Source organism: Bradyrhizobium sp. SSBR45G, assembly GCF_030159255.1.
GTDB lineage: Bacteria > Pseudomonadota > Alphaproteobacteria > Rhizobiales > Xanthobacteraceae > Bradyrhizobium.
The window spans coordinates 268935-290052 of the sequence record NZ_BSCT01000003.1; the positions used below are offsets into that span (position 1 = coordinate 268935).

Here is a 21118-nt window from a genome sequence, read left to right on the forward strand (position 1 = left end):
TCCTAGGAGATTTTGGTGGTGGGTTTGCCGGGATCGCGCAGCGCGATGTAGATCGCGGGGATCACGAGCACGGTCAGCAGGGTCGATGACGCCAGACCGAACAACAGTGAGATCGCCAGCCCCTGGAAGATCGGATCGAGCAGGATGGTCGCTGCGCCGATCATCGCGGCAAGCGCGGTCAGCAGAATCGGCTTGAAGCGGACAGCGCCGGCCTCCAGCACGACCTCGCGCAGGGTCTTGCCCTCGCCGCCGCTGTGCCGGATGAAATCGACCAGCAGGATCGAGTTGCGGACGATGATGCCGGCAAGCGCAATGAATCCGATCATCGACGTCGCCGTGAACGGCGCCCCCAGCAACCAATGACCGAGCAGGATGCCGATCAGGGTCAGCGGGATCGGCGTCAGGATGACGAGCGGCAGCCGGAAGCTCTTGAACTGCGCCACCACCAGCACGTAGATGCCGAGGATCGCCGCACCGAACGCTGCCCCCATGTCGCGGAAGGTCACATAGGTGATCTCCCACTCGCCATCCCACAGCAAGGTCGGACGCTGTTCGTCCTGCGGCTGGCCATGGAAGCTGATCACCGGCTTCGGCAGCTTGCCCCAATCGTGCGCGTCGATGCGGTCAGCGACCGCGAGCATGCCGTAGAGCGGCGCCTCGAAGCGGCCGGCGAGCTCGGCCATCACCATGTCGGCGAAGCGCCCGTCGCGGCGGAAGATCACCGGCGAGCCTTCCTCCATCGTGGCCTTCACGACCTGGCCAAGCTCGACCACCGTCTTGCTGCCGGGCACCGTGTTCGCCGGCACTGGCGTCGAGGCCAGCGCCTGGCTCCAGCTCTTGTCTTGCTTCGGCAGCCGCACCGCGATCTCGATCGGGTTGCGCTCCTCGCCGCGATGCGAGTAGCCGACCGACACGCCGCCGAACAAGGTCTGGATGGTGTCGTAGACATCGCGCTGCTCGACGCCGAAGAACTCCAAACTGTCCTGGTCGATCGACAGCCGCAACCGCGGCCGGCGCTGGCCGATCGAGTCGTCGATGTCGACGATGAAGGGCACGTCGGCGAACACCTTCTTCAGCTCGGCGGTGACGGCGCGCCGGGTGGCCGCATCGTGGCCATAGACCTCGGCGAGCAGCGTTGCCAGCACCGGCGGTCCGGGCGGCACCTCGACCACCTTGATGCTGGTGCCCGTGGGCACCGCGACCGCCTTCAGCCGCTGCCGCAGGTCGAGCGCGATGTCGTGGCTTGCGCGCTTGCGGTCGCCGCGGGCGGCGAGGTTGACCTGCAGCTCGCCGAGCTCCGGCCGCTCGCGCAGGTAATAGTGCCTGACCAGACCGTTGAAGTTGAACGGTGCCGCCGTGCCGGCGTAGCTCTGCACATTCGTGATTTCCGGCAATTGATGCGCGATGTCGGCCGCCGCAAACAGCGTGCGCTCGGTGTCCTCCAGGCTCGCGCCCTCTGGCAGATCGACCATCACGGCGATCTCCGACTTGTTGTCGAACGGCAGCAGCTTGACGGTCACGGATTTGGTCGCGAACAGCGTCATCGACAGCAGCGTGGCGATGCCGACGCCGAGCAGGAAGATCCAGGCGGAGCGCTTGCTCGCAACGATCGGGCGCGCAACGCTGCGGTAGATGCGGCCGAGACGGCCTTCGCCATGGGCATCGTGGCTGGCATCTTGATGCGCGCCGGCCGCAGCCGCGGTCTGTTTCGGCGCGAGGCGCAGCATCAGCCAGGGCGCCACGACCATTGCGACGAAGAATGAGAACAGCATCGCCGCCGACGCGTTGGCCGGGATCGGCGCCATATACGGGCCCATCAGTCCCGACACGAACAGCATCGGGAGCAGGGCTGCCACGACAGTCAGGGTCGCCACGACAGTCGGATTGCCGACCTCGGCCACCGCCTCGACGGTGGCCTGCAGGCGCGGCCGGCCGTCGCGCATGCCCCAGTGGCGGGCGATGTTCTCGACCACGACGATGGCGTCGTCGACCAGGATGCCGATCGAGAAGATGAGAGCAAACAGGCTGACCCGGTTGATCGTGTAGCCCATCAGGTTGGCGGCGAACATCGTCAGCAGGATCGTGGTCGGGATGACGACGAAGGTCACGAGCGCCTCGCGCCAGCCGATCGCGATTGCGATCAGAACGACGATCGAGATCGTGGCGAGACCGAGATGGAACAGCAGTTCGTTCGCCTTCTCGTTGGCGGTCTCGCCGTAGTCGCGCGTTACCGTGACCGCGACGTCGCTCGGAATCAGGCTGGCCTTGAGACCTTCGAGCCGCTGCGCGATGTCGTGAGACACCACGACCGCATTGGCGCCGGCGCGCTTGGCGAGCGCAAGGCTCACCGCCGGCACGCGATGCCAGTCGCCCTTGTCGTTGCGCGCGTCGTCCCAGACGCGGTGCTCGGCGAGGTTGGGGCCGATGACGACGGTCGCGACGTCACGCACATAGACGGGACGGCCGTCGCGGGTCGAGATCAGTAGCAGGCCGATGTCGGGGATGCCGGTGAGCGTCTGGCCGGCGGCGACGTTGCGGACGATGCCGCCATCGCGGACGTCGCCGGCGAGGAACGAGCGGTTGGCATCCTTCACCTTGGCCACGAGCTGCTGCAAGGTCACGCCGAACAGCGACAGCTTCTCCGGGTCCGGCTCGACGCGGATCTGCTGGGCGCCGCCGCCGGAAATATAAGTCAGTCCGACATTGTCGACCTTGGTCAGCTCGGCGCGCAGCTTGTCGGCGAGCTCGTAGAGGTCCTTATCCGACCAGCGCTCGGCAGCCTTCGGCTTCGGCGACAAGGTCAGCACGGTAACCGCGACATCATTGATCCCGCGCCCGACGATCATCGGCTCGGGGATGCCGACAGGGATGCGATCGAGGTTGGCGCGGATCTTGTCGTGGACGCGCAGGATCGCGTCCTCGAACTTGGTGCCGACCAGGAATCGCGCGGTGACCATCACGCGGTCGTCCTCGGTCTGGCTGTAGACGTGCTCGACGCCGTCGATCGCCTTGACGATCGTCTCCAGCGGCTTGGTGACGAGCTCGACGCCATCGGGCGCGCGCAGGCCGTCGGCGTTGACGCGGATGTCGACCATGGGAACGCTGATCTGCGGCTCCTCCTCGCGCGGGATCACGACGACGGCGATCAGGCCGACCACGAGCGAGGCGAGCAGGAACAGCGGCGTCAGCGGCGAGGCGATGGTCGCCTGGGTCAGCTTGCCTGAGAGTCCGAGGTTCACGGCTGCACCAATTGGTCGCCGGCGCGCAGGCCGGACAGGATTTCAAGTCCATCGGGGAAATCAGCGCTCGGCGGGGCGCGGCCGCGCTGCACCGGAACGCTCACCTTTTGCGATCCCTGCTGCAGCTGGACGTAGTCGACGCCGAAGTGGGTGGTGACGTAGCGGGCTGGGATCACATAGGCGTCGCGCTGGCCGCCGGAGATCCAGACCCGGAGCCGGTCGCCGACGAAATACTGGCCGAGCCCGGAGACGATTGCGTCGGCGACGACACGGCCCTCCTCGATCTGTGGGTAGACCAGATCGATCACGCCCCATTTGTCCGAGGTATCGCCGAACTCGGTGCCATCGACACGGACCCTGTCACCGGCCTTCAGAAACAGCGCATGGCGCTCGGGCACGCGGAGCCGCAGCTTGAAGTTCTGCTGTGCCACCGTCACGACGGGATCGCCGGGCAGAACGACCGATCCGACCGCGACCAGCTTCTTCAGGACACGGCCGTCATCGGGCGCCAGCACCTGTCCTTCGCTCATCTGCTGATTGACGACGGCGCGCTCGGCGGTCTTGGCCCGCAGCCCGTTCTCGGCGACGTTGAGCGCGGTGCGCGTCTCGTCGAGCTTGATGCGGGGCAGGGTGCCGCGTTCGACGAGGCCTTCGGTGCGAATGAAGTCGATCTGCGCCTGGTTGGCCTGCGCCTGCAGCGCCTCGATCTGGGCGTCCAGCGATTTGACCTGCAGTGCGAGCTTATCGTCGCCGATCAGGGCGATCGGCTGGCCGCGTTTGACCGGATCGCCCTCGCGAACCGAGAGTTGCACGATCGTGCCGCCGATGCGGCCGCGCGCTGGAACCACGCTGACGCTCTCGACCGTCGCGAACACCGCCTTCTCGTCGGCCACCTGGCGCGGCGCCACCGTCAGCGTTTCCGCGCTGGCCGGCGCCACCTGCGAGGTGATCTGCAACGCCACCGCGGCGATCAAGCTCAGGAGCGATATTCTGCGCATCAGCCTAGTCCTGTCTGTTTTGATTCAAATCGGGTGGTCAGGCGAGATGACCGCTGATGATGCAGGCATCCCACCAGCATGCCGGTTCCCACTTGATGCCGCTCAAGTCGCGAGTACGGCGCCGTCATAGGCTTGGTCCCGGTTTTGGCGGCCGCGTTGTGCAAAAGACCTGATAGAGCGTCCTCAGGACCTCGCGGGCCGGCTCGCTGGTGATCGAGTAGTAGATCGTCTGCCCGTCGCGCCGGGCGGTGACCAGGCCGTCCTTGCGCAGCAGCGCGAGATGCTGCGAGACGGTCGAGTCACGCAGGCCAAGAAACGCAGCCAGCTCGCCGACCGACCGTTCATCGTCGACCAGCTGGCAGATGATCAGGAGCCGGTGACGGTTCGACAGCGCCTTCAAGAGGTCACTGGCCCGGTCGGCCGCCGCTTCCATGATGTCGACGTCAAATTTCATAGTTGCGTACATACGTATTTACGAATATATAGTCAAGGCCGGTGTGGCGCGGAACTCAGGTGCGACGAGCCTCGCCACGAATCTTCGCCGGGACGCCGTCGGGCCTGCGGCACGGATGCCGTGGCGCCGGCTTGATTACGCTCAAATGCAACCACGAAAGAAAATGCCATGAACGTCGACAAAGCAGTTCTTTCCTTCGCAGGCGTCGTCGTCCTGCTCGGCCTCGGGCTTGGCTGGATCGTCAGCCCGTATTGGTTCCTGCTCACGGCCTTTGCCGGGGTGAACATGATCCAGGCCTCGTTCACGGGGTTCTGCCCTGCGGCGATCGTGTTCAAGAAGCTGGGTTTCAGAAGCGGCAACGCGTTCTCCTGAGCCGTCGGGGAAGATGGGGCGAGATGAAGATGAAGCGAGGACATCATGGCTGACCAGGACGAAACCTACATCGTCGGGCCGCTCTACAAGGCGCGCGACAAGGTCTATCCGGCAGCCGTGCATGGCCGCTTCCGGCGCATCAAGTGGACGATCCTCTGCATCACGCTCGGCATCTATTATTTGCTGCCCTTCGTGCGCTGGGACCGTGGGCCGGGCATGCCGAACCAGGCGGTGCTGGTCGATTTCCCGCACCGTCGCTTCTACTTCTTCTTCATCGAGCTGTGGCCGCAGGAGGTGTACTACTTCACCGGCCTGTTGATCATTGCCGCAGTGACGCTGTTCCTGATGAACGCGGTCGCGGGCCGGCTGTGGTGCGGCTATCTCTGTCCCCAAACGGTGTGGACCGACCTGTTCTACGCCGTCGAGCGCTGGGCCGAGGGCGACCGCCGCGAGCGCATGCTGAGCGACAAGCGCGGCTGGACCTTCACCCACATCCGCCAGGCCGCGCTCAAGCACGTCCTCTGGATCATGATCGGCTGGTGGACCGGCGGCGCCTGGGTGCTGTATTTCGACGACGCCCCGACCTTGGTGAGAGACCTCGCCACCTTCCAGGCGCCGTTCACGGCCTATCTGTGGATCGGCATTCTCACCGCGACGACCTACATCTTCGCCGGCCACGCCCGCGAGCAGGTGTGCATCTACATGTGCCCGTGGCCGCGCATCCAGGCGGCGCTGACCGACGAATGGGCGCTCAACGTCACCTACAAGGGCGACCGCGGCGAGCCGCGGATGTCGGTGAAGAAGGCGGAGGCCGCGCGGCTGCAGGGCGCGCCGGCCGGCGACTGCGTCGACTGCCATCAATGCGTCAATGTCTGTCCAACCGGTGTCGACATCCGTCACGGCATCCAGCTCGGCTGCATCCAGTGCAGCCTGTGCATCGACGCCTGCGACAGCGTGATGACCCAGATCGGCCGTCCCACCGGCCTGATCGGCTACGACACCGACATCAACGTGGTCAGGCGCAAGGAGGGCAAGCCGGAGATCTATCGCATCATCCGGCCGCGCACGCTGATCTATGCGGGCTTCATCGCCATCGTCGGCGGCATCATGCTGTACACGCTGGCGACCCGCGGCACGATGGGCATCAACGTGCTGCATGAGCGCAACCCGCTGTTCGTGCAGCTGTCGGATGGCGGCGTGCGCAACGACTACACGGTGCGGCTGCTCAACAAGCGCGGCGCCCGCGACTTCGTGCTCGACGTCGTCGGCCTGTCCAACGCCAAGGTCACGGTGGCCGGCGAGACGCGCGAAGCCGACGGTCGCATGGTGATCGATGTCGGCCAGGACCAGACCCGCGAGATCCGCATGTCGATCGAGGCCAAGGGCGCCGACCTTCCTCCGGCGCCGGTCGACATCGAGATCAGGATCACGGATCCGGCGACCGGCACGTCGGTGAGCACGCACGATCACTTCGTGCCGTCGACGCGATAAAACGATCGTGCCGCCGTCCTGGCCCGTCGCGGCGAACACCGGCCGCGGCGGCATACAGGCGCCAGGGCAGGCCAGGTGTTCACGGCATCAAACAGCGCACTGAACGAGAGCAGGCGGAGCCGGACGTCACGGACCGTTCTCGCGGCGCTGTCGCGTCCGAGTTGCTCCGGTCTATTCCGCCCTTTCGAAGATGAGGGCGCGGGGAATGCCGGGCGCTGGCCGCACCCATGGCCCGCCTGCGTAAAAAAATGCAGGCGGCAGGAACCACAGGTTCAGCCGAGACATCCCGGCATTCCCCGCGCGATGGTTTTCACGCTTATCTCGCGCTCTCCCCGGTGTCCGGCTTGTTAGCCACCGTCGCCGTCCGGATCATCGTCACCAGACGGCTTGGCGCCAGCCTCGGGGCGCCAGGACCACGCGTCTTCACGTCCGCAACCAGCCGTTCGTCCGCGCGCCATCACAGCACGCTGCAGCATGATTGCGGCCACCGCATCCCCGCCTCGCGTGCCGTGACGATCGCGATACGCCCCTCATCTCGAGGCGGGACGGCGATACTCAACCATGAATTCGGTAAAAGCGAAAGAGTTATTTTCAGGCATGGCCGGCGGGATGATCGATCCCGTTGATAGCCCACGTGAAATGCGGCGTCCGGCGCAGCCGGGCCGGCGCGCACGTCGACGGCGAGCCGGCTGGTTCGCGCCGGATCGCTCAGCTGAGTTGCCCGTCGGGCGGGGAGTCGAGCGTCGCCGTCGTTGGCCCCATGCGCTGAGCGAAACCCGCTGCCTGCTGATCGTCGGCAATCGTCATCGCGGTTGCAAAAGCCGTGCGGGCCTCAGCGATTCGTCCCTGTGTCAGCAGGAGGCGTCCGCGGAGATGCTGGATCGGCGAGGCGTACCAGCGTTCGCCCGAGCGCTCAGCCTCCGCGGCGGCCCAGTCCGCCGTGGTCAGCGCGATCGTCGGCTCGCCGGCGGCGATTTCCATCTCGGCGAGAATGGCGAGAAAACAGGGCAGGCCGAGGCGCCGGCCGGCCTTGCAGAGGTCTTCGATGGCGACGCGCATCCGATGCGGTGCATCCGCCAGGCCACCGAGCCGGAAGCGCGTGGCAAGATCGAGAATGCGGGCGTAGGCGATATGCGGAAGCGCATGCGCCGAGCTGAGCTGCAGCAGCCGCGAGGCCAACGCGTCGGCCGGGCCGGCCTCGCCTCCGATCAGATCGAGCAACAGCGCTTCCGTGAGCACATAGGTCTGGGTGGGCACGTGGCCGATCTGATCGGCTTCCGCAATGGCCGCGGCAGCGAGGCGCGCGGCCTCGTCGGAATGGCCAAGCACGAAGCAGGTCAGCGCGAGGCAGATCCTGGCAGGTGGTCCTGGCACGATGCTGAGCCGCGTCGCGACGCCGCGATCGCGCTCCGGATCGTAGATGTCGAGTGCGCGCATCAGATGGGTGCGGGCCTGCTGGAACCGTCCGGTGAACCAGCACGCCGTGCCCAGCGCCCGATGCGCAACGCCGGTCTCGGCGACCGCGCCGACATCGTTGGCGTCGCGCAGAAAGGCCTCTGCAACGGCGGACGCCTCGTGTAGCCGCGCGTTCAACATGTTGCCGGCCCAGAGACCGTAATAGGACGCGAACCGCACCGAGGTGTCGCCGATGAGGGCGGCAAGCTCGCGGGCGCGGGCGAACGCCTCGATGGCCTGCTCGATGCCGCGGGCCCAGAGCACGGCCTGACTGTAGGCGACCTGCAGCGCCAGCCGTTTGGGCCCCGTCACGAGCGGGCTCGAGCTGTCGGCACCGGGACCATCGGCGATCGCGATGGCCTTGCCGAAATGGGCGAACGTCTCCTCGAAGGCCGCGTTGCGCAGCGCGTCCTCCCCGGCGCGACGCCACCAGTGGAACGCCCGCAGCGGCTGACCGCCCGCGGCGAAATGCGACGCAATCACCTCGGGCGCGGTTCGCAGCGCCGGCAGATCCGGCTGCTGCATCGCCTCGGCAAGCCGGATGTGAAGATCGTGCCGTTCGCGCTCGGGAATCGTCGCATAGGCCGCATCACGAAACAGCGCATGTCGAAAGACGAAGGCGGTGCTGGTCCTTGGTCGCTGGGGCTGGATCAGGCCGCTCAGCATGAGTTGCTCGAGCCGCGGCATGAGGTCCGCCACGGTGAGGTCCGCGACGGCGGCGAGCAGCGTCACGGGAAAGGCTCGGCCGATCGCGGCGGCCAGCTGGGCGATGCGCCGCGCTGGCCCGAGCCGGTCGAGCATGTCGGCCAGAGACGCTTGCAGCGACGACGGCAGGTCCCGTGCGAGCGTGATGCGTCGGTCGTAGGCGGCGCGTGTCAGCTCCTCGATGAACAGCGGTACGCCTTCGCTGCGATCGAGGATGACCTCCGTGAGATCCTCGGCGATGCGGTTCGCGCCGCTCAGTCTGGAAATCAGCTGGCGGCCATCCTGCGGACTGAGTCGTTTGAGCGCGAGCATGCTGACGTGATGCTGGCCCACCCAGCGCGGCGAGAATTCCGGCCGGAACGTCAACACAACGAGAAGGCGAATCTCGGGTGCGCGATCGACAAGGCGTTCCAGCAGCTCCAGGCTGCTGGGATCGATCCACTGGATATCCTCGATGATCACGATGGCCGGAGCGATCTGCGACTGCGCCTCGACGCGATGGAGCAGGGCGTCGAGCATGCGTTGGCGACGCTCGGACGGACTGGTATCCGTGTTCGCCTCCGGCGCGTCGGCAGCAGGCGACAGCAGGGACGCCAGCATCGACCGGTCGGATGCGGCAAGCGGCAGCTCGCGCAGGAAGGCCTCGAGCTTCGTCGAGCGGGTTGGCATGGCGTCATCCACCGCGATCTGGGCGGCCGCCTCGATCTCGCCGAGGGGCGGGTAGAAGGCGCTGTCCGATCGCCCTGCGAAGCAAGCATAGCGAAGGCATTGCCGGGGCTCGGGCGCAGCTCTTGCCAGGAACTCGGCGACGAGACGGGACTTCCCGATGCCGGCCTCGCCGCTCAACAGCAGGACCTGCCCGTAGCCACTCTCCGCCTCGCGCCAGCGCCGGAGCATCCATTCGAGCTCCTCGTCGCGCCCGAACAGGGTGGTCGGTCCGAGCGGATGTGTGCTCGGGGAGGACGCGTGCCGATGCTCGGTCGCCTCATGCGCCACAGGATCGGTCGCATCCGATGCAGCGTCCGCGCCAGGCCAGGGGACGGCCGCGGCACTTGCGTCTGGAGACGCCGATGTAACCATGGCAACGAATCGGTAGCCGCGACCGACGACGGTGCGGATGAGCTGCTGATTCTGGTCGCGCAGGGCCAGCCGCACCTCGCTGATGCATTGTGCGAGCGATGCATCCGACACATTCGCGGTGGGCCATACAGCGGCGATGATGTCGTCCTTGCTGACGAGCCGGCCGGCGTTGCGCACCAGATGGCACAACACGCCGAAGCTCTTTCGCCGCAGCGGGATCTCGCCCTGCTGGTCGCGAACACAACCACTTTTCAAATCGAGGACGAAGGCCCCGAACGACAGGCTGAATTCGTTCTCTGCTGGCAATTGCCACACCATCTGCAGAGCGTGCCTCATCGCAGCATGCAGCTCAGTTCGCTGTCCGGCATGTCGGCCGAACAGATGCTGAAAAAGCGTAAGGGAAGGCGGACCGGCTGGCAATTAGTACGGTCGATAGGTGCAGTCCGGAAAAACCTGCATGGGTTGCAGGGCCTTTGGGTCGGTTCAGCAGCAACGACGCAATCGCGTCAGCGCAAGTCCCATGCTTTGGTCGGCATCGCCGGATGAGCAGAAGGCCTGGCTTTCGTCGATGGCGGCCCGGCCCATGGCATTGCTTTCTCATGATCGGTTCACGCAAAAAAAATCTCTTGCCTGGCTATCCACAGGATAAATATCTCGTAGCTGTATCCGACGAGCCGGGGATGAGGTCCGTGTGCCGATTGTCGGCGAGCGGACACTCACGCGCTGCGATCTCAGACACCGCCTCACGCAGTCTGATTCTGCGGCGCCAGTTGGCAGGTTCACCGTACGCATCGGTGGTGAGTCTCGCGGTCACGCTGGCGTGATCCAGCATGACGACCCGTCGTGCCCCAAGCATGGCTGCAGAATCGCTGCCGTCGTCCGCCTCTGTCTTGGTGCCGTGTCATGGCGCGGTCGCTGCGATCCTCGTGCGATGGTCGCAGCCGTACGACCCTGCCTAGGCGCCGACAGCAGCTTGCGCGTTTCGCTCGACGCGGTGGTGAACGCCACTGCCGATCATCGCGTCGCGATAGGCGGCATAGCTGGTCGGAAACGCACCGGTGGCGGCGCCTTCGGGCGGTTGTCCCCGCCGCCTCGGCCACCAGAACCAGCCGCCAAAATCCTTCGCAGCGGTCTCGCTCCGACCGAAGTAAAAGACCTCGAAATGCATGCCGGTGGTCGGGTGAATATCGAAGATCGGCGAATATTGCGAAGCTGATGGTTCTTCAAATACCTGCATGGAAAGCTCCTCGGGTCATCACGATCTGGTAATCATGGTCTCCGTGATCTGCGCGCCACGCGCAGGCGCAAAGCCGCGAGAGTCATCCGCGAACGCTGGGTAGCAATACCGTGGGAAATCCGGCCGCCCGGGATCCCGCGCCGATGTCAACTCAATCTGCGGATGCAATGCTACCGCGTTGTCCGTGATCGCTATGCTGTTACCGCCGGTCGGAATATGTCCGGCTCAATGGCTCATTTGATTAAAATCGACGGGAATTAGATCAGTAAAATGGTAGCTCGTCGTCAAATCCGGTTCAAAAAAACATCAAGAAATGATCAAATCGCGCAGGCGATGCAGGGGGGCTGTCGGATAGCGAATCGCCGGGAGCATCAATGGGCGCAGCGTTGCTCGCCGCTTGCGTGCGCACGGTGCGAGGTTTCATCAGTTGTCCGGGCCGCGCCGCGCGCAACCGCGCCGTCGTCAGCCCTCCCGTTTGGCCGGCACCATCTTGTCATAGACCTTGCTGCCGAGCAGGGCGGCGTGGCTGACGAACAGCAGCGAGGTGAAGGTGCCGTCGATCTGCGGCATCGAGGTCAGCACCGAGGCATTGAGCGCGGCGGCGAAGACGATGCGGACGGCGTCGATGTTCGAGATGACGTCGAACAGCACCAGCAGATAGCTCATGCTGAGGATGCCGGTGATCGCGACATGCTGGACCCGGTTGATGTCGACCATGTCGCTGCGTCCCTTCACCTCCTGCAGCACCATGTCGGACAGCGCGGCCTTCTCGGGGCCGGCCTTGTCGGCGAGATATTTCGGCGCCTGTGTCGGTGAGGCTGCGTCGGGCGCGGTCTGGTCCTGGGTGCCGACGACGGTCGAGTTCGAGATCAGGCGCGACAGAAATGGCGTCGCGACGGCGAAGCCGCCGACGAGGGCGAGATAGAACGGGATGCTCGGAAACAGATTATAGGCCTCGAGCGCGGATTTGGCGGGGTTGGGCGTTTCCTTGGCCAGCGTGGCGGCCGCCGCCTGCTGCTGCAGTTCGGTGATCAGCAGTCCCCCGAAGCCGTAGTTGAAGAGACCGCAGACCAGAAGCCCCGACAGCAGCACGATGGACCAGATCGCGAGCTGGGCCAGCGTCAGGCTCATGCGGTTGCGCTCGTCGATGATCGGCCCCAGCGCGCGTCCGGTGATGCCGAAGCCGCAGGCGATGAACAGCAGCAGCAGCGACAGCAGCGCAAGGCAGAACGGGACCACGAGCGACATGGTGCCGTTGACCAGGCTCGACCACTCCAGCGCCTTGCCCGCGAACCATTCCGGCCAGGTGGTGTTGCGGATGGCGTTGCTGCCGGGCTTCGCATCGGGCGCAGGATATTGCGCCGCTGCCACGGCGGATTGCGCGGCCATGAACTGCGTGCGGCAATCCTGGGCCTTGTCGGCCTTGGGACGCCATTTGACGCTGTCGAGCACGTTCGGCTTTTCGGCGGTGGCCACGGTGCAGTCGAGCCCCTCGCCGGAGCCGTCGGTGGCGATGCGGGCGCTCTGCAGGAACTGCCCCAGCGACAGCCGCGCGCCGACCCCGATGCCGTAGGAGCCGAGCGCCGACAGCACGAACAGCGCGAGCGCGACGACGAACAGCAACACGCCCGTCCTCGGCATCGCCTTCGACGTCGCGCGCGGCTCGGCCATCGGTGCGCTGCCGCCCGGCACGCCGGTGCCGGTCATGGCGTTGACGAAGACCGCGGCGCCAGCGGCACTCGCGTCGGTCGTGGCGTCGCGCGCGAAGACGTCCACCGTCTGCCCGTTGCCGAGCCCCTGGTGCAGCTGGTGGGTGATCTTGTCGGCCGCGAGATCGGCCCAAGGCGCCGGAGGCGGCGGGCTGGTCGCGGTGTTGAGTCGCAGGCTATCGCCATCGGCCTCCCAGATGATGATCCGGCTCTGCGGCGCGGCGGCGTTGCGCGCATCCTCGGCGATCGACAGGATCGCGCGCACGGTGCCGCCGAGGTCGCGGTCCTGCACCGACGGCAGCACATCGCGCCGCTCGAACCCCTTGCCATCCTCCGAGGCCGCGAGCTGCGCGACCAGCCGCCTCACGCCGTTGACGCTGCCGCTGCCGTCGGCCGGCGCGGTGCCCAGCGCCTTAGTCTCCGCCCAGACGATCTGGGCCAGTTCACCTGATGAGAGCGTCATGTTGTCCTCCGGCAATCATTCTGTGAGTATCGATGCGTTGTCAGACGAGTTCGTCGGTGAGGATCGGGCGGCAGGCCGCCTTACTTGCCGGCAAGCCAGTCCTGCAGGAATTTGCGGGTCGCTTCGTCGCCTCTTGGATCTTTGCCGAAGCCGAAATCCTTCCACATCTCCTGGCCGCGGTTCGGCGCATGGCAGTTCGGGCAGACCGTGCCGAGTTGCTCCTGCACCGTCGGGAATGCGTTGCGGTTGGGATCGGGCGGCTTGTAGCCGGGAGGATTCGGATGCGCGTTCGGGTCGCGCGGCGGAACCGGTTGCGGCTTGGCCTGCGCCGGCAGGCTGCGCGGCCGCGGCGGCAGGTTCTTGACGGCAGCCTGCAGCGCCGCGAGCGCCTGTGCGGTGACGCTGGAGCAGGTCGGAATCCTGTTGAGCGCCTCGACCTCGGCCGGCGTCATCTTCGGTCCGGGCAGGTCCTTGGGCAGGCGTCCGTGACAGGACGGGCAGACGTCGTCCTTGCTGGCGGACGGAGGTCGCGCCGGCAGGCGGGCGACCGGCGGCACGCCCTGGATCGAGGCGTCGGCAAGCTGGGCTGCGACCAGGATCGTCTCGGTGTCGGTGAGGCCTTCGGGACAGCTCCGCATGAAGCCGTTGACGAAATCAGCGTCGACGCAGCCGTCCGAGCCCATCCTGCCGATCAGCATGTTGTAGATGCCGATCTCGTTCGGGCGCTTGCCCGAGAGTTGCTTGTAGGCGCGATCGAGATCGGTTTCGGTAGCGGCGTCGTAGGCGGCCTCGCTGCCCTTGCTGCTCGCATAGCCGGTCGCGCCGCCGACGATGAGGCCGCAGATGAGGATGCCCCATCCGGCGGTCTCGATGTCGAGCAGGAGGTTGCAGACCACGTAGCTGCCGAGCGCGCCGCCGGCCAGGCCGCCGGCCGCGCCGGCCAGCACGCGCGGGCGCTGCTTCGGCGTCGCGGTGTAGAGCTGATAGCCGGTGATGATGGTGAAGGCGGCGAGGCCGCCGATCTTGAGGCCCTTGAACAGCAGTGCCATGCGGCGCCCGGTGTTGGCGGCGGCTGCCGCGCCCTCGGCGGCGCCTTCGAGGCCGCCGGCTTCGCCGCCGGCGCCGGCCAGCGTCTTCTGCGCCAACGCCTCGGCCAGCGCCTGCGGCTGGCCGGAGAGCGACTCGACCGCGGCGATGCTGCCATCGGCATTCTGCGTGATCCTGATCGTGATCTGCTCGGGCACCTTGGCGCCGGCCGGTGCCGTGCCGTTGACCTGCTCGAGATTCTTGCCGAAGCTGTAGCGGACCTCCGAGACCGTCGTGCCATTCGCCTGGCGCGTGGAGCTGATCACCTCGACCTTGGTCTCGACCTGCACCGAGGTGGCCTGTTCGCCGGCCGGTGAGCCGGGCAGGGCCTGGGCTCCTTCTGCGGCCGCGACGGCGGTCTCCGACCCTTTCAGGATGGTCAGGCTGCTGCTCTGCAGATTCTTGATCTCGAAGGTCAGCTCCGGATATTTCAGGCTCAGCTTCTTGAGGACGCCGGCGGCGGTCTCCGCGTTGGTTGCGCCCTGGCCGCAGGTTGCGCACACTTCCTGCTCGATCAGCATCCAGACCCTGCGCCCCTTGAGCTGCTCGCGTGGAATCTTCGCGAGCGCCTCCTCGAGCTGATCGGCGATGTGCTGCTCGGCATGGCCATGGGTGTGCGGCAGCGTCTCGGCGCTGGTGTGCGGCGGGAAGTTGGATTGCGCGTTGTAGCCCGGGCCGCCCGCCAGCTTGGACTGGCCGACAAAGCTGCGGCTTTCCAGGCCGGGAATGTCGGTGCGGGCCGCGCCGACGGTGCCGCCCTGGACCTCGATGTCAGGTGCGACGGCATGGGGCTCGACACGGGTGATGCCGCTGGTGGCGCGATTGGCCTTGATATCCTTGGCCAGCACATCCTGCATGCCGTTCTGTGAGAAGCGGCCTTGGCCGGCGGCGTCGGCCGGCTTGATCACGCGGCGGGCATATTCGTGGATGGCGAGCTCATCAGTGCCCTTGGCATATTGCGCGAGCTGGCCATCGCTCATCACAGCATAGCGGTCCTGCAGCACCTCGACGGCCATCTTGTCGCCGCTGCTGACCAGCTTGCGCAACTGGTCGATCGACATCTTGCCGTAGTCGGGCGCACGGCGCAGCACGGTGCCCGCCCCGCGCTGCTGCACCACATGCGTCAGCTCATGCGCGAGCAGGCGCTGGCCGGCGCTGGAGGCTGGCGAATAATGTCCCGCGCCGAACACGACGTTGTGGCCGACCGTGTAGGCCCGGGCGCCGACGGCGCGCGCCGAGGCGGCCGCGCGGACATCGGTGTGGATGCGCACGCCTGCGAAGCTGTGGCCGAAGCGGCTTTCCATCGCAGCACGCGCGGAACGGTCGAGCGGCTGGCCGGGCGCGCGCAGCACGTCGTGCACGATCGGTGGCGCGAGGCTCGCCTGCGTGCCGTCACCGCCGCCTTGGGCGGCCTGGCGCCGCAGCTTCTCCTCCCGGCACGAGGCGCAGGTGCCGCCGCATTCGCATTGCCGCTGCAGCGACAAGGTCGGACGCGCCGTGCCGGCACCCATCGTCGCGACGCCCGCCGGCCGCGCCGGGCCATCGACGACGGCGTGCGCGACCGCCTCGGCCTCGCGCTCGGCAGGATCGTCGACCGCGCCGATCTCGAGCCGCGCCTGCAACGGCCGCAGCAGCGGCGATGGCGGCTGCAGCGCCACGCCGCTGCCGGGCCGCTCGGCCTTGGCGGCGCGGGGGCCGGCGGCGGCATGGGACGCGGCTGCTTTCATGGGCGGACCTCGCTGTTCCCCGGTGCAGCTCTCGAACGTCGGTCAGGTCGAACGGATCTGGTCATTTCGAAAGCCACTGTTCCATCAACTTGCGGCTGGCCTCGTCATTCGGGAGCTTGCCGAATGGCGAGGGAGTGCTGCCGAAGCTCAGATCCTTCCAGCTGTCCTTGCTCTTGTTCGGGGTATGGCAGTTCGGGCAGACGGTGCCGGTCTGCTCCTGGACCGACGGCAGCGTGCCGGTGCTGGTGGACGGCGCCTTGTAGCCGGGCGGACTGGGATGGGCCTGCGCGGGTGGACGCGCGGGCGCGGGCGGCGGCTTGCTCTGGACCGGGACATCCTTCTGATTGATGAGGTCGAGCATGTGCTGCCAATGGTTCACGTCGGCGACGAACTTGTTCGGGTCGCTCTCATCGAGTTTGATCATCTTGGTCCGCACGTAGTTGAGCAGATCGTCGAGCGGCAGCTTGCGTGCTTTGGCGGTGGCGATCAGATCCTCGATCGACGGTGTCTCCAGCGGGATCTCGCTGACGAGCAGACGGACCATCGTGAAGTGACGTCCGCCGCCGCCGAATTGCTGGAACGTGTCGCTCAGTTCCGGGTCGAGCTTCTGGAAGGTGAAGCCGACGCCGGTGAGGTCGATGATCGGCGATGAATCGCTCACGGTCGGCTCCATGGCGGCTGGGTTGACGTCGAGGGTCGAGATCACCGCGCTGCTCATCATGACGCGCGCGTAGAGCGTCTGCTCCGGATTGGTCAGCATCATCTTGAGGATGGTGTCGGCCTCCGCATCGATCACCTTCTGCGCCTTGGCCTGGTTGCGATCGATCTGGGCGGCGGCGATCTTGCGGTCGACGCGGGCCTTGAGATAGGAGCTCAGCAGTCCGATGCCGATCGAGAGCGCTGTCGTGCCGACGCCGATGCCGATGCTCTTGAAGCGAGCCCGCGCGCCGCCGCCACCACCCGTGCCGCCGCCGCTCGGCGCCGGCGTCTCGGCAACGTCGGCGCTGCCGGTCGGATGCACCGGCGCGTGGCTGACGAGATCGACCTTCGAGAGCGTGCCGGAGGTCTCGAAGCTGGCGCGGATGCAGCCGGAGCAGGCAGGGTAGGGCTCGAACACGGTCTGGCCATTGACCTGGCGGACGCGGACGGTCGAGAAGTGGATGGTGCCCTTGGCGCCTTTCGGCAGCCTTGCGATGATGTCCTCGAACAGCTTCATCTCGGCATCGTTGACGTGCTGAAACGGGAAGTCGCGCCGCGGACCGGAGCCGGCGATGCTGCGTGTGCCCGACAACGTCCGGCTGGTCGGGCTGCTGGCGTGATAGATCGCGGCGCCCTGTCCGAGCGCGTCGGTATCGGCGCCGCTGATCGCGCGCATCTCCTTCGGGCCGGTGTAGCCCTCGATGTCGATGATCGCCGCGCCGATCACCTTGGTCTTCGTCGGCACCGGGCCGCCGCTGCGCAGGATCTGATCGAGCCGCGTCTGCGCCGCCGGGCCGCCTTCCTCGATGACCTGCAGACGCGACTCCAGCGGCGGATCCGGCTGGCGCTGCAGGACAGCGCCGTGGTGGCCCTGCTGCACGACATGGGTCAGCTCATGCGCGAGCAGCCTGCGGCCGGCGGCGGTCTGCGGCGCGTAATGGCCGCTGCCGAACACGACGTCGCGGCCGACCGTATAGGCCTGGGCGCCGACGGCGCGGGCCGATGCCGCGGCCTGCGCATCGGCGTGGATGCGCACGCCCGCGAAGCTCGTGCCGAAGCGAGGCTCCAGATCGGCGCGGGCCGCCGTGTCCAGCGGCGTGCCCGGTGCCCGCAGCACGTCGTGCACGATCGGCGGCGCGGCCGCAGCATTCGCCGCCGCGGTGCCGCTGCTCGCCGTGCGGCGCTGGACGCGAGGGGCTGCCGCGGAGATGGCGCCGGACTGCGGACCGTCGGCCACCCGGCTTGCCATCGCATCGGCCTCGCGCTCCAGGGGGTCATCGACCGGGCCGATCTCGAGCCGCGGCTGCAGCATTGCGATCGAGGGCAAGGCCGGGGGCGGCGACAGCGCGACGCCGCGGCGCGGTCGCGCGCTCTGGCTCTGCGCTGAAGCGGGCGCGGCGTGCGTTGCCGTCTGCTTCATGCCGCTCTCCCTTCCTTGATCATCTCGCTCCGGATCGCGGCGACCACATCGTCGCGGCCGATCGGGCGGCCATTGTCCTTCAGCGATTGCAGCGAGGCGAGTCGGATCACGTTCATGATCGAGCCGCCGGAGAGCGTGTAGTCGTGCGCGATCTTCGTGAAGTCGAGGTCGGCGGCCAGCTGGGCCTTGGGCGAGAAGCCCTGGCGCCACAGCTGCTCGCGCTCCTCGGGGCGCGGCAGCGGGAAGTAGATCACGGATTCGAAGCGGCGGGCGAAGGCGTCGTCGATGTTGTCGCGCAGGTTGGAGGCGAGGATCGCGATGCCGTCGAAGCTTTCGATCCGCTGCAGCAGGAAGGCGATCTCCTGGTTGGCGTAGCGGTCATGCGCGTCGCGCGTCTCGCTGCGCTTGCCAAACAGCGCATCGGCCTCGTCGAACAGCAGGATCCAGTTGCGGCCCTCGGCCTGGTTGAACACCGCGGCGAGGTTCTTCTCGGTCTCGCCGATGAATTTTGAGACCACCATCGAGAGATCGACGCGGTAGACGGCGCGTCCGGTCGACTTGCCGAGCAGGCAGGCCGTCATGGTCTTGCCGGTGCCGGGCGGGCCATAGAACAAGCTGCGGTAGCCCGGCCGCAGCTTCGCTGCCATCCGCCAGTCGTGCATCAGGGTGTCGCCATGCGCGATCCAGGATTCGATCTGGCCGAGGCCCTGGCGCGTCGCCGGATGCAGCACGAGGTCGCTCCAGTCCAATTTGGTCTCGACGAGCTGCGCCGGGAAATGCGCGCCGAAGCTAGGCTGTCGCTGCTCGCCGCGCGTGAACAGCGCCAGCGCATCCTCGGACAGCATCAACCGCGCCTTCATCGCCGGCTCGTCGCTGCCGGCGCCGGCGGCCCGCAGCAGGCCGCGCCGCGCAAACAGGTGGTCCGGCTCGAACAGCGCCTGGAGGCGGAAGCGGCTGGCGAGATCGGTGCCGCCGATGATGAAGGCGAGCGTCTCGCCGGTCGGCCAGAAATCCGCGTCCGCATCCTTGCGCACCCCGCCGAACTCGGTGAAGCGGCGGTCGAAGGTCTGGTTGCGGGTGAAGAAGACGTCGAGCAGCTGCGGCCGCAGATGCGGCGCCAGCGCCAGCACCAGCGCGACCCGCTCGGCAAAACCGCACTGGTTCTCGCGCAGGAACGCCGCATAGGGCGACGCCGATCCCGACAAATCGGGCGGCTCGGCAATCGCCGCCGGCGCGGCGCCGTCCAGGTTGAAATAGAGCTTGAAGCGCGCGTCGATCAGCTGCGCGAGCCAGCCCAGCTCGGCCTCCAGATCGGCCGCGTTGTGCTCGAGCGCGCTCACCATTCCACCCGCATCGCTGCCTGCATCCATGGCAGTCGCAGCCATTGCAGGGTCCAGGGAAGCCGCTCCAGCAGCACGTCGGGGCTGCGCCGCTCCAGCCGCAGCAGCCACGCGCCGTCGCGCGTGCCGAGCAGGCCCGGCCGCATCAGGAAGGTCTCGCGCAGGCCGGCCGGCGAGATCGCGCCGAGACAGCTTGCATGGGCGATCGCGGCGTCCAGCAACTGCGCGGCCTCGGCCTGCTCGGTCTCGGTGACCGGCTCGGCGATCTCGCAAGGGTCTGATGGTGGCAGGCCGCACAGCACCTTCGGCAGCAGCAGCGCAAATTCGGGCGCGTCGGTCTCGCCGGTCGCCAGATGATGAAGCAGCAGCACCGCGCGCTGCCGCGCTGCCAGGCTGACGAAGCCGGTCTCCTTGTCGTCGAGCAAGCCGCGCCGTGCGAACATGCGCCGAAGGAATGGCCACAGCAGGCAAACGCCCGCCGCCATCACGGCATGGGTCTCGTCGGGATCGCTACGCGGCCGCGGCGGCTGATGCGCTGGAGCCGGCGACAGCCGCGCCCGCAGGCGCTCGGCATCGGCCGATGTGATCAGCCCAGCCTGCCGCAACGGCTGCAGCACGGCGGACAGCAACGCGTCGAAGCCCGGCCCCGCCGCAGCCTGCGCGAGCCGCATGACAGCGTCCGTCCAGGCCGGCTGAGCGTGCTCCGGCAGCCGGGCCCCGAGCGGCGCCAGCTCGGCCTGCAGTGCTGTCCCCGGCTGTGCGGCTCCGAGGCCGGAATGGAGGCGCGCCAGCTCAACTACGCGAGCGGTGGCATCCGTTGGCGCGGGCTGCTTCGCGATCGCGGCCTCGCAGGCCTGCAGCATCGACAGCAGAGGTACGCGCGCGGCGACGGCCGTGGCCGTGATCGCGGTCTCGACGGCGTCCGCCGGGGATCCGGCCAGCGCCGCCTGCAGCTGTCCGCGCCAGATCGCGAGCCGTGTCTGCCGCGGTGTCAGATCGTCGATCGACACGTTCTGCAGCAGCATCGCGAGCGCGCGCAGATCGGCGGCGCGGTCCGGCGCCAGCGCGGCGATGATCCGCTCGAGCGTGGCGTCAGTGAGATGACCAACCAGCCGGTTCATGGCGGTGGGATTGCTGATCAGGCCGCGCAGGCTGTGGCCGAGGCTGGCGGGCGACCGCTGCAGCGCGTCGCCGGCCGCGCGGTCCAGCAGCTCGCGCTCGCGGCCGTCGCACCACCATGGCAAGGTGCCAGAGGCTGCGAAGTGATTGATGACCAGCAGCGCCGCGGCATCGGCCGCGGGCTTCGCTCGCGCGCCTTGTGCCGGGCCGGTCGATCCCACGTCGGACCGGCCGGCGAGCGCCGCCGATTGCCGCAGCGCGGCTGGAAGCTGGGCTGCGATCCGGGCCGGCAGCTCGCGCGCCAGGGTCGCGAGCTCGAGCCGTCCGAGATCAAGCTCGAGCCGGTCGATGCGGATCAGCTCGGCCTGCGGCGTCAGCTCATCGAACATGCGCTCCAGCAGCGGCGTCACCGCCTGGCGGACCGCGTCGGAGACAGCCGTGCTGAGGCGCTCGGCGGTCGCCGCATGGGCGACGGTCACCTCGACGATCTCACGATGGATGGTGTGACGCTGCGACATGGCGGT

13 protein-coding genes are annotated in these 21118 nt (G+C 67.5%); 3 read left to right on the plus strand and 10 right to left on the minus strand.

The genetic code is table 11. The features are described 5' to 3' along the window. Positions 1–2: 2 nt before the first annotated feature. From QQL87_RS05955 to QQL87_RS05965, 3 genes are all read right to left on the minus strand, one after another. Positions 3–3239 carry an efflux RND transporter permease subunit gene (locus QQL87_RS05955; RefSeq protein WP_284416610.1) on the minus strand — a complete coding sequence of 1079 codons (3237 nt, stop codon included), beginning with the start codon at positions 3237–3239 and terminating at the stop codon, positions 3–5. Further along, the gene (locus QQL87_RS05960) at positions 3236–4237 is read right to left on the minus strand and encodes an efflux RND transporter periplasmic adaptor subunit (RefSeq protein ID WP_284416609.1); all 1002 of its coding nucleotides are present in this window, start codon (positions 4235–4237) and stop codon (positions 3236–3238) included. The genes QQL87_RS05955 and QQL87_RS05960 overlap by 4 nt, the downstream gene beginning before the upstream one ends. A gap of 124 nt (positions 4238–4361) precedes the next feature. Continuing rightward, on the minus strand, positions 4362–4691 hold the full coding sequence (locus QQL87_RS05965; RefSeq protein ID WP_284416608.1) for an ArsR/SmtB family transcription factor: 330 nt from the start codon (positions 4689–4691) through the stop codon (positions 4362–4364). Positions 4692–4859: 168 nt separating this feature from the next. Between QQL87_RS05965 and QQL87_RS05970 the strand changes: the two genes are divergently transcribed. Both QQL87_RS05970 and ccoG read left to right on the plus strand, forming a co-directional pair. Next, positions 4860–5063: a YgaP family membrane protein gene (locus QQL87_RS05970; RefSeq protein ID WP_284416607.1), complete on the plus strand. Its 204-nt coding sequence runs from the start codon at positions 4860–4862 to the stop codon at positions 5061–5063. Between the two features lie 45 nt (positions 5064–5108). Then, positions 5109–6554 (plus strand): cytochrome c oxidase accessory protein CcoG, encoded by a 1446-nt coding sequence (gene ccoG / locus QQL87_RS05975; RefSeq protein WP_284416606.1) that lies wholly within the window; start codon positions 5109–5111, stop codon positions 6552–6554. Between the two features lie 708 nt (positions 6555–7262). Here ccoG and QQL87_RS05980 read toward each other — a convergent pair. Beyond that, positions 7263–9986 carry an AAA family ATPase gene (locus QQL87_RS05980; protein ID WP_284416605.1) on the minus strand — a complete coding sequence of 908 codons (2724 nt, stop codon included), beginning with the start codon at positions 9984–9986 and terminating at the stop codon, positions 7263–7265. Here QQL87_RS05980 and QQL87_RS05985 point away from each other — a divergent pair. Beyond that, a complete protein-coding gene (locus QQL87_RS05985) occupies positions 9975–10340 on the plus strand; it encodes a hypothetical protein (RefSeq protein WP_284416604.1) in 366 nt (121 codons plus the stop codon). The genes QQL87_RS05980 and QQL87_RS05985 overlap by 12 nt on opposite strands. Positions 10341–10749: 409 nt before the next feature. Here QQL87_RS05985 and QQL87_RS05990 read toward each other — a convergent pair whose 3' ends face one another. The 6 genes from QQL87_RS05990 to QQL87_RS06015 all read right to left on the minus strand — a co-directional run bounded on the left by QQL87_RS05990 (position 10750) and on the right by QQL87_RS06015 (position 21112). Further along, on the minus strand, positions 10750–11031 hold the full coding sequence (locus QQL87_RS05990; protein ID WP_284416603.1) for a hypothetical protein: 282 nt from the start codon (positions 11029–11031) through the stop codon (positions 10750–10752). A 462-nt stretch (positions 11032–11493) separates the two neighbouring features. Then, the gene (locus tag QQL87_RS05995; protein WP_284416602.1) at positions 11494–13203 is read right to left on the minus strand and encodes a hypothetical protein; all 1710 of its coding nucleotides are present in this window, start codon (positions 13201–13203) and stop codon (positions 11494–11496) included. An 80-nt stretch (positions 13204–13283) separates the two neighbouring features. After that, on the minus strand, positions 13284–16016 hold the full coding sequence (locus tag QQL87_RS06000; RefSeq protein ID WP_284416601.1) for an eCIS core domain-containing protein: 2733 nt from the start codon (positions 16014–16016) through the stop codon (positions 13284–13286). Between the two features lie 61 nt (positions 16017–16077). Then, positions 16078–18135, minus strand: a complete 2058-nt coding sequence (locus tag QQL87_RS06005; RefSeq protein ID WP_284416600.1) for an eCIS core domain-containing protein — start codon at positions 18133–18135, stop codon at positions 16078–16080. After that, positions 18132–19520: an ATP-binding protein gene (locus QQL87_RS06010; RefSeq protein ID WP_284416599.1), complete on the minus strand. Its 1389-nt coding sequence runs from the start codon at positions 19518–19520 to the stop codon at positions 18132–18134. Before QQL87_RS06010 ends, QQL87_RS06005 begins: the two co-directional genes overlap by 4 nt. Continuing rightward, positions 19472–21112: a contractile injection system tape measure protein gene (locus QQL87_RS06015; RefSeq protein WP_284416598.1), complete on the minus strand. Its 1641-nt coding sequence runs from the start codon at positions 21110–21112 to the stop codon at positions 19472–19474. The genes QQL87_RS06010 and QQL87_RS06015 overlap by 49 nt, the downstream gene beginning before the upstream one ends. Positions 21113–21118: the final 6 nt, after the last annotated feature.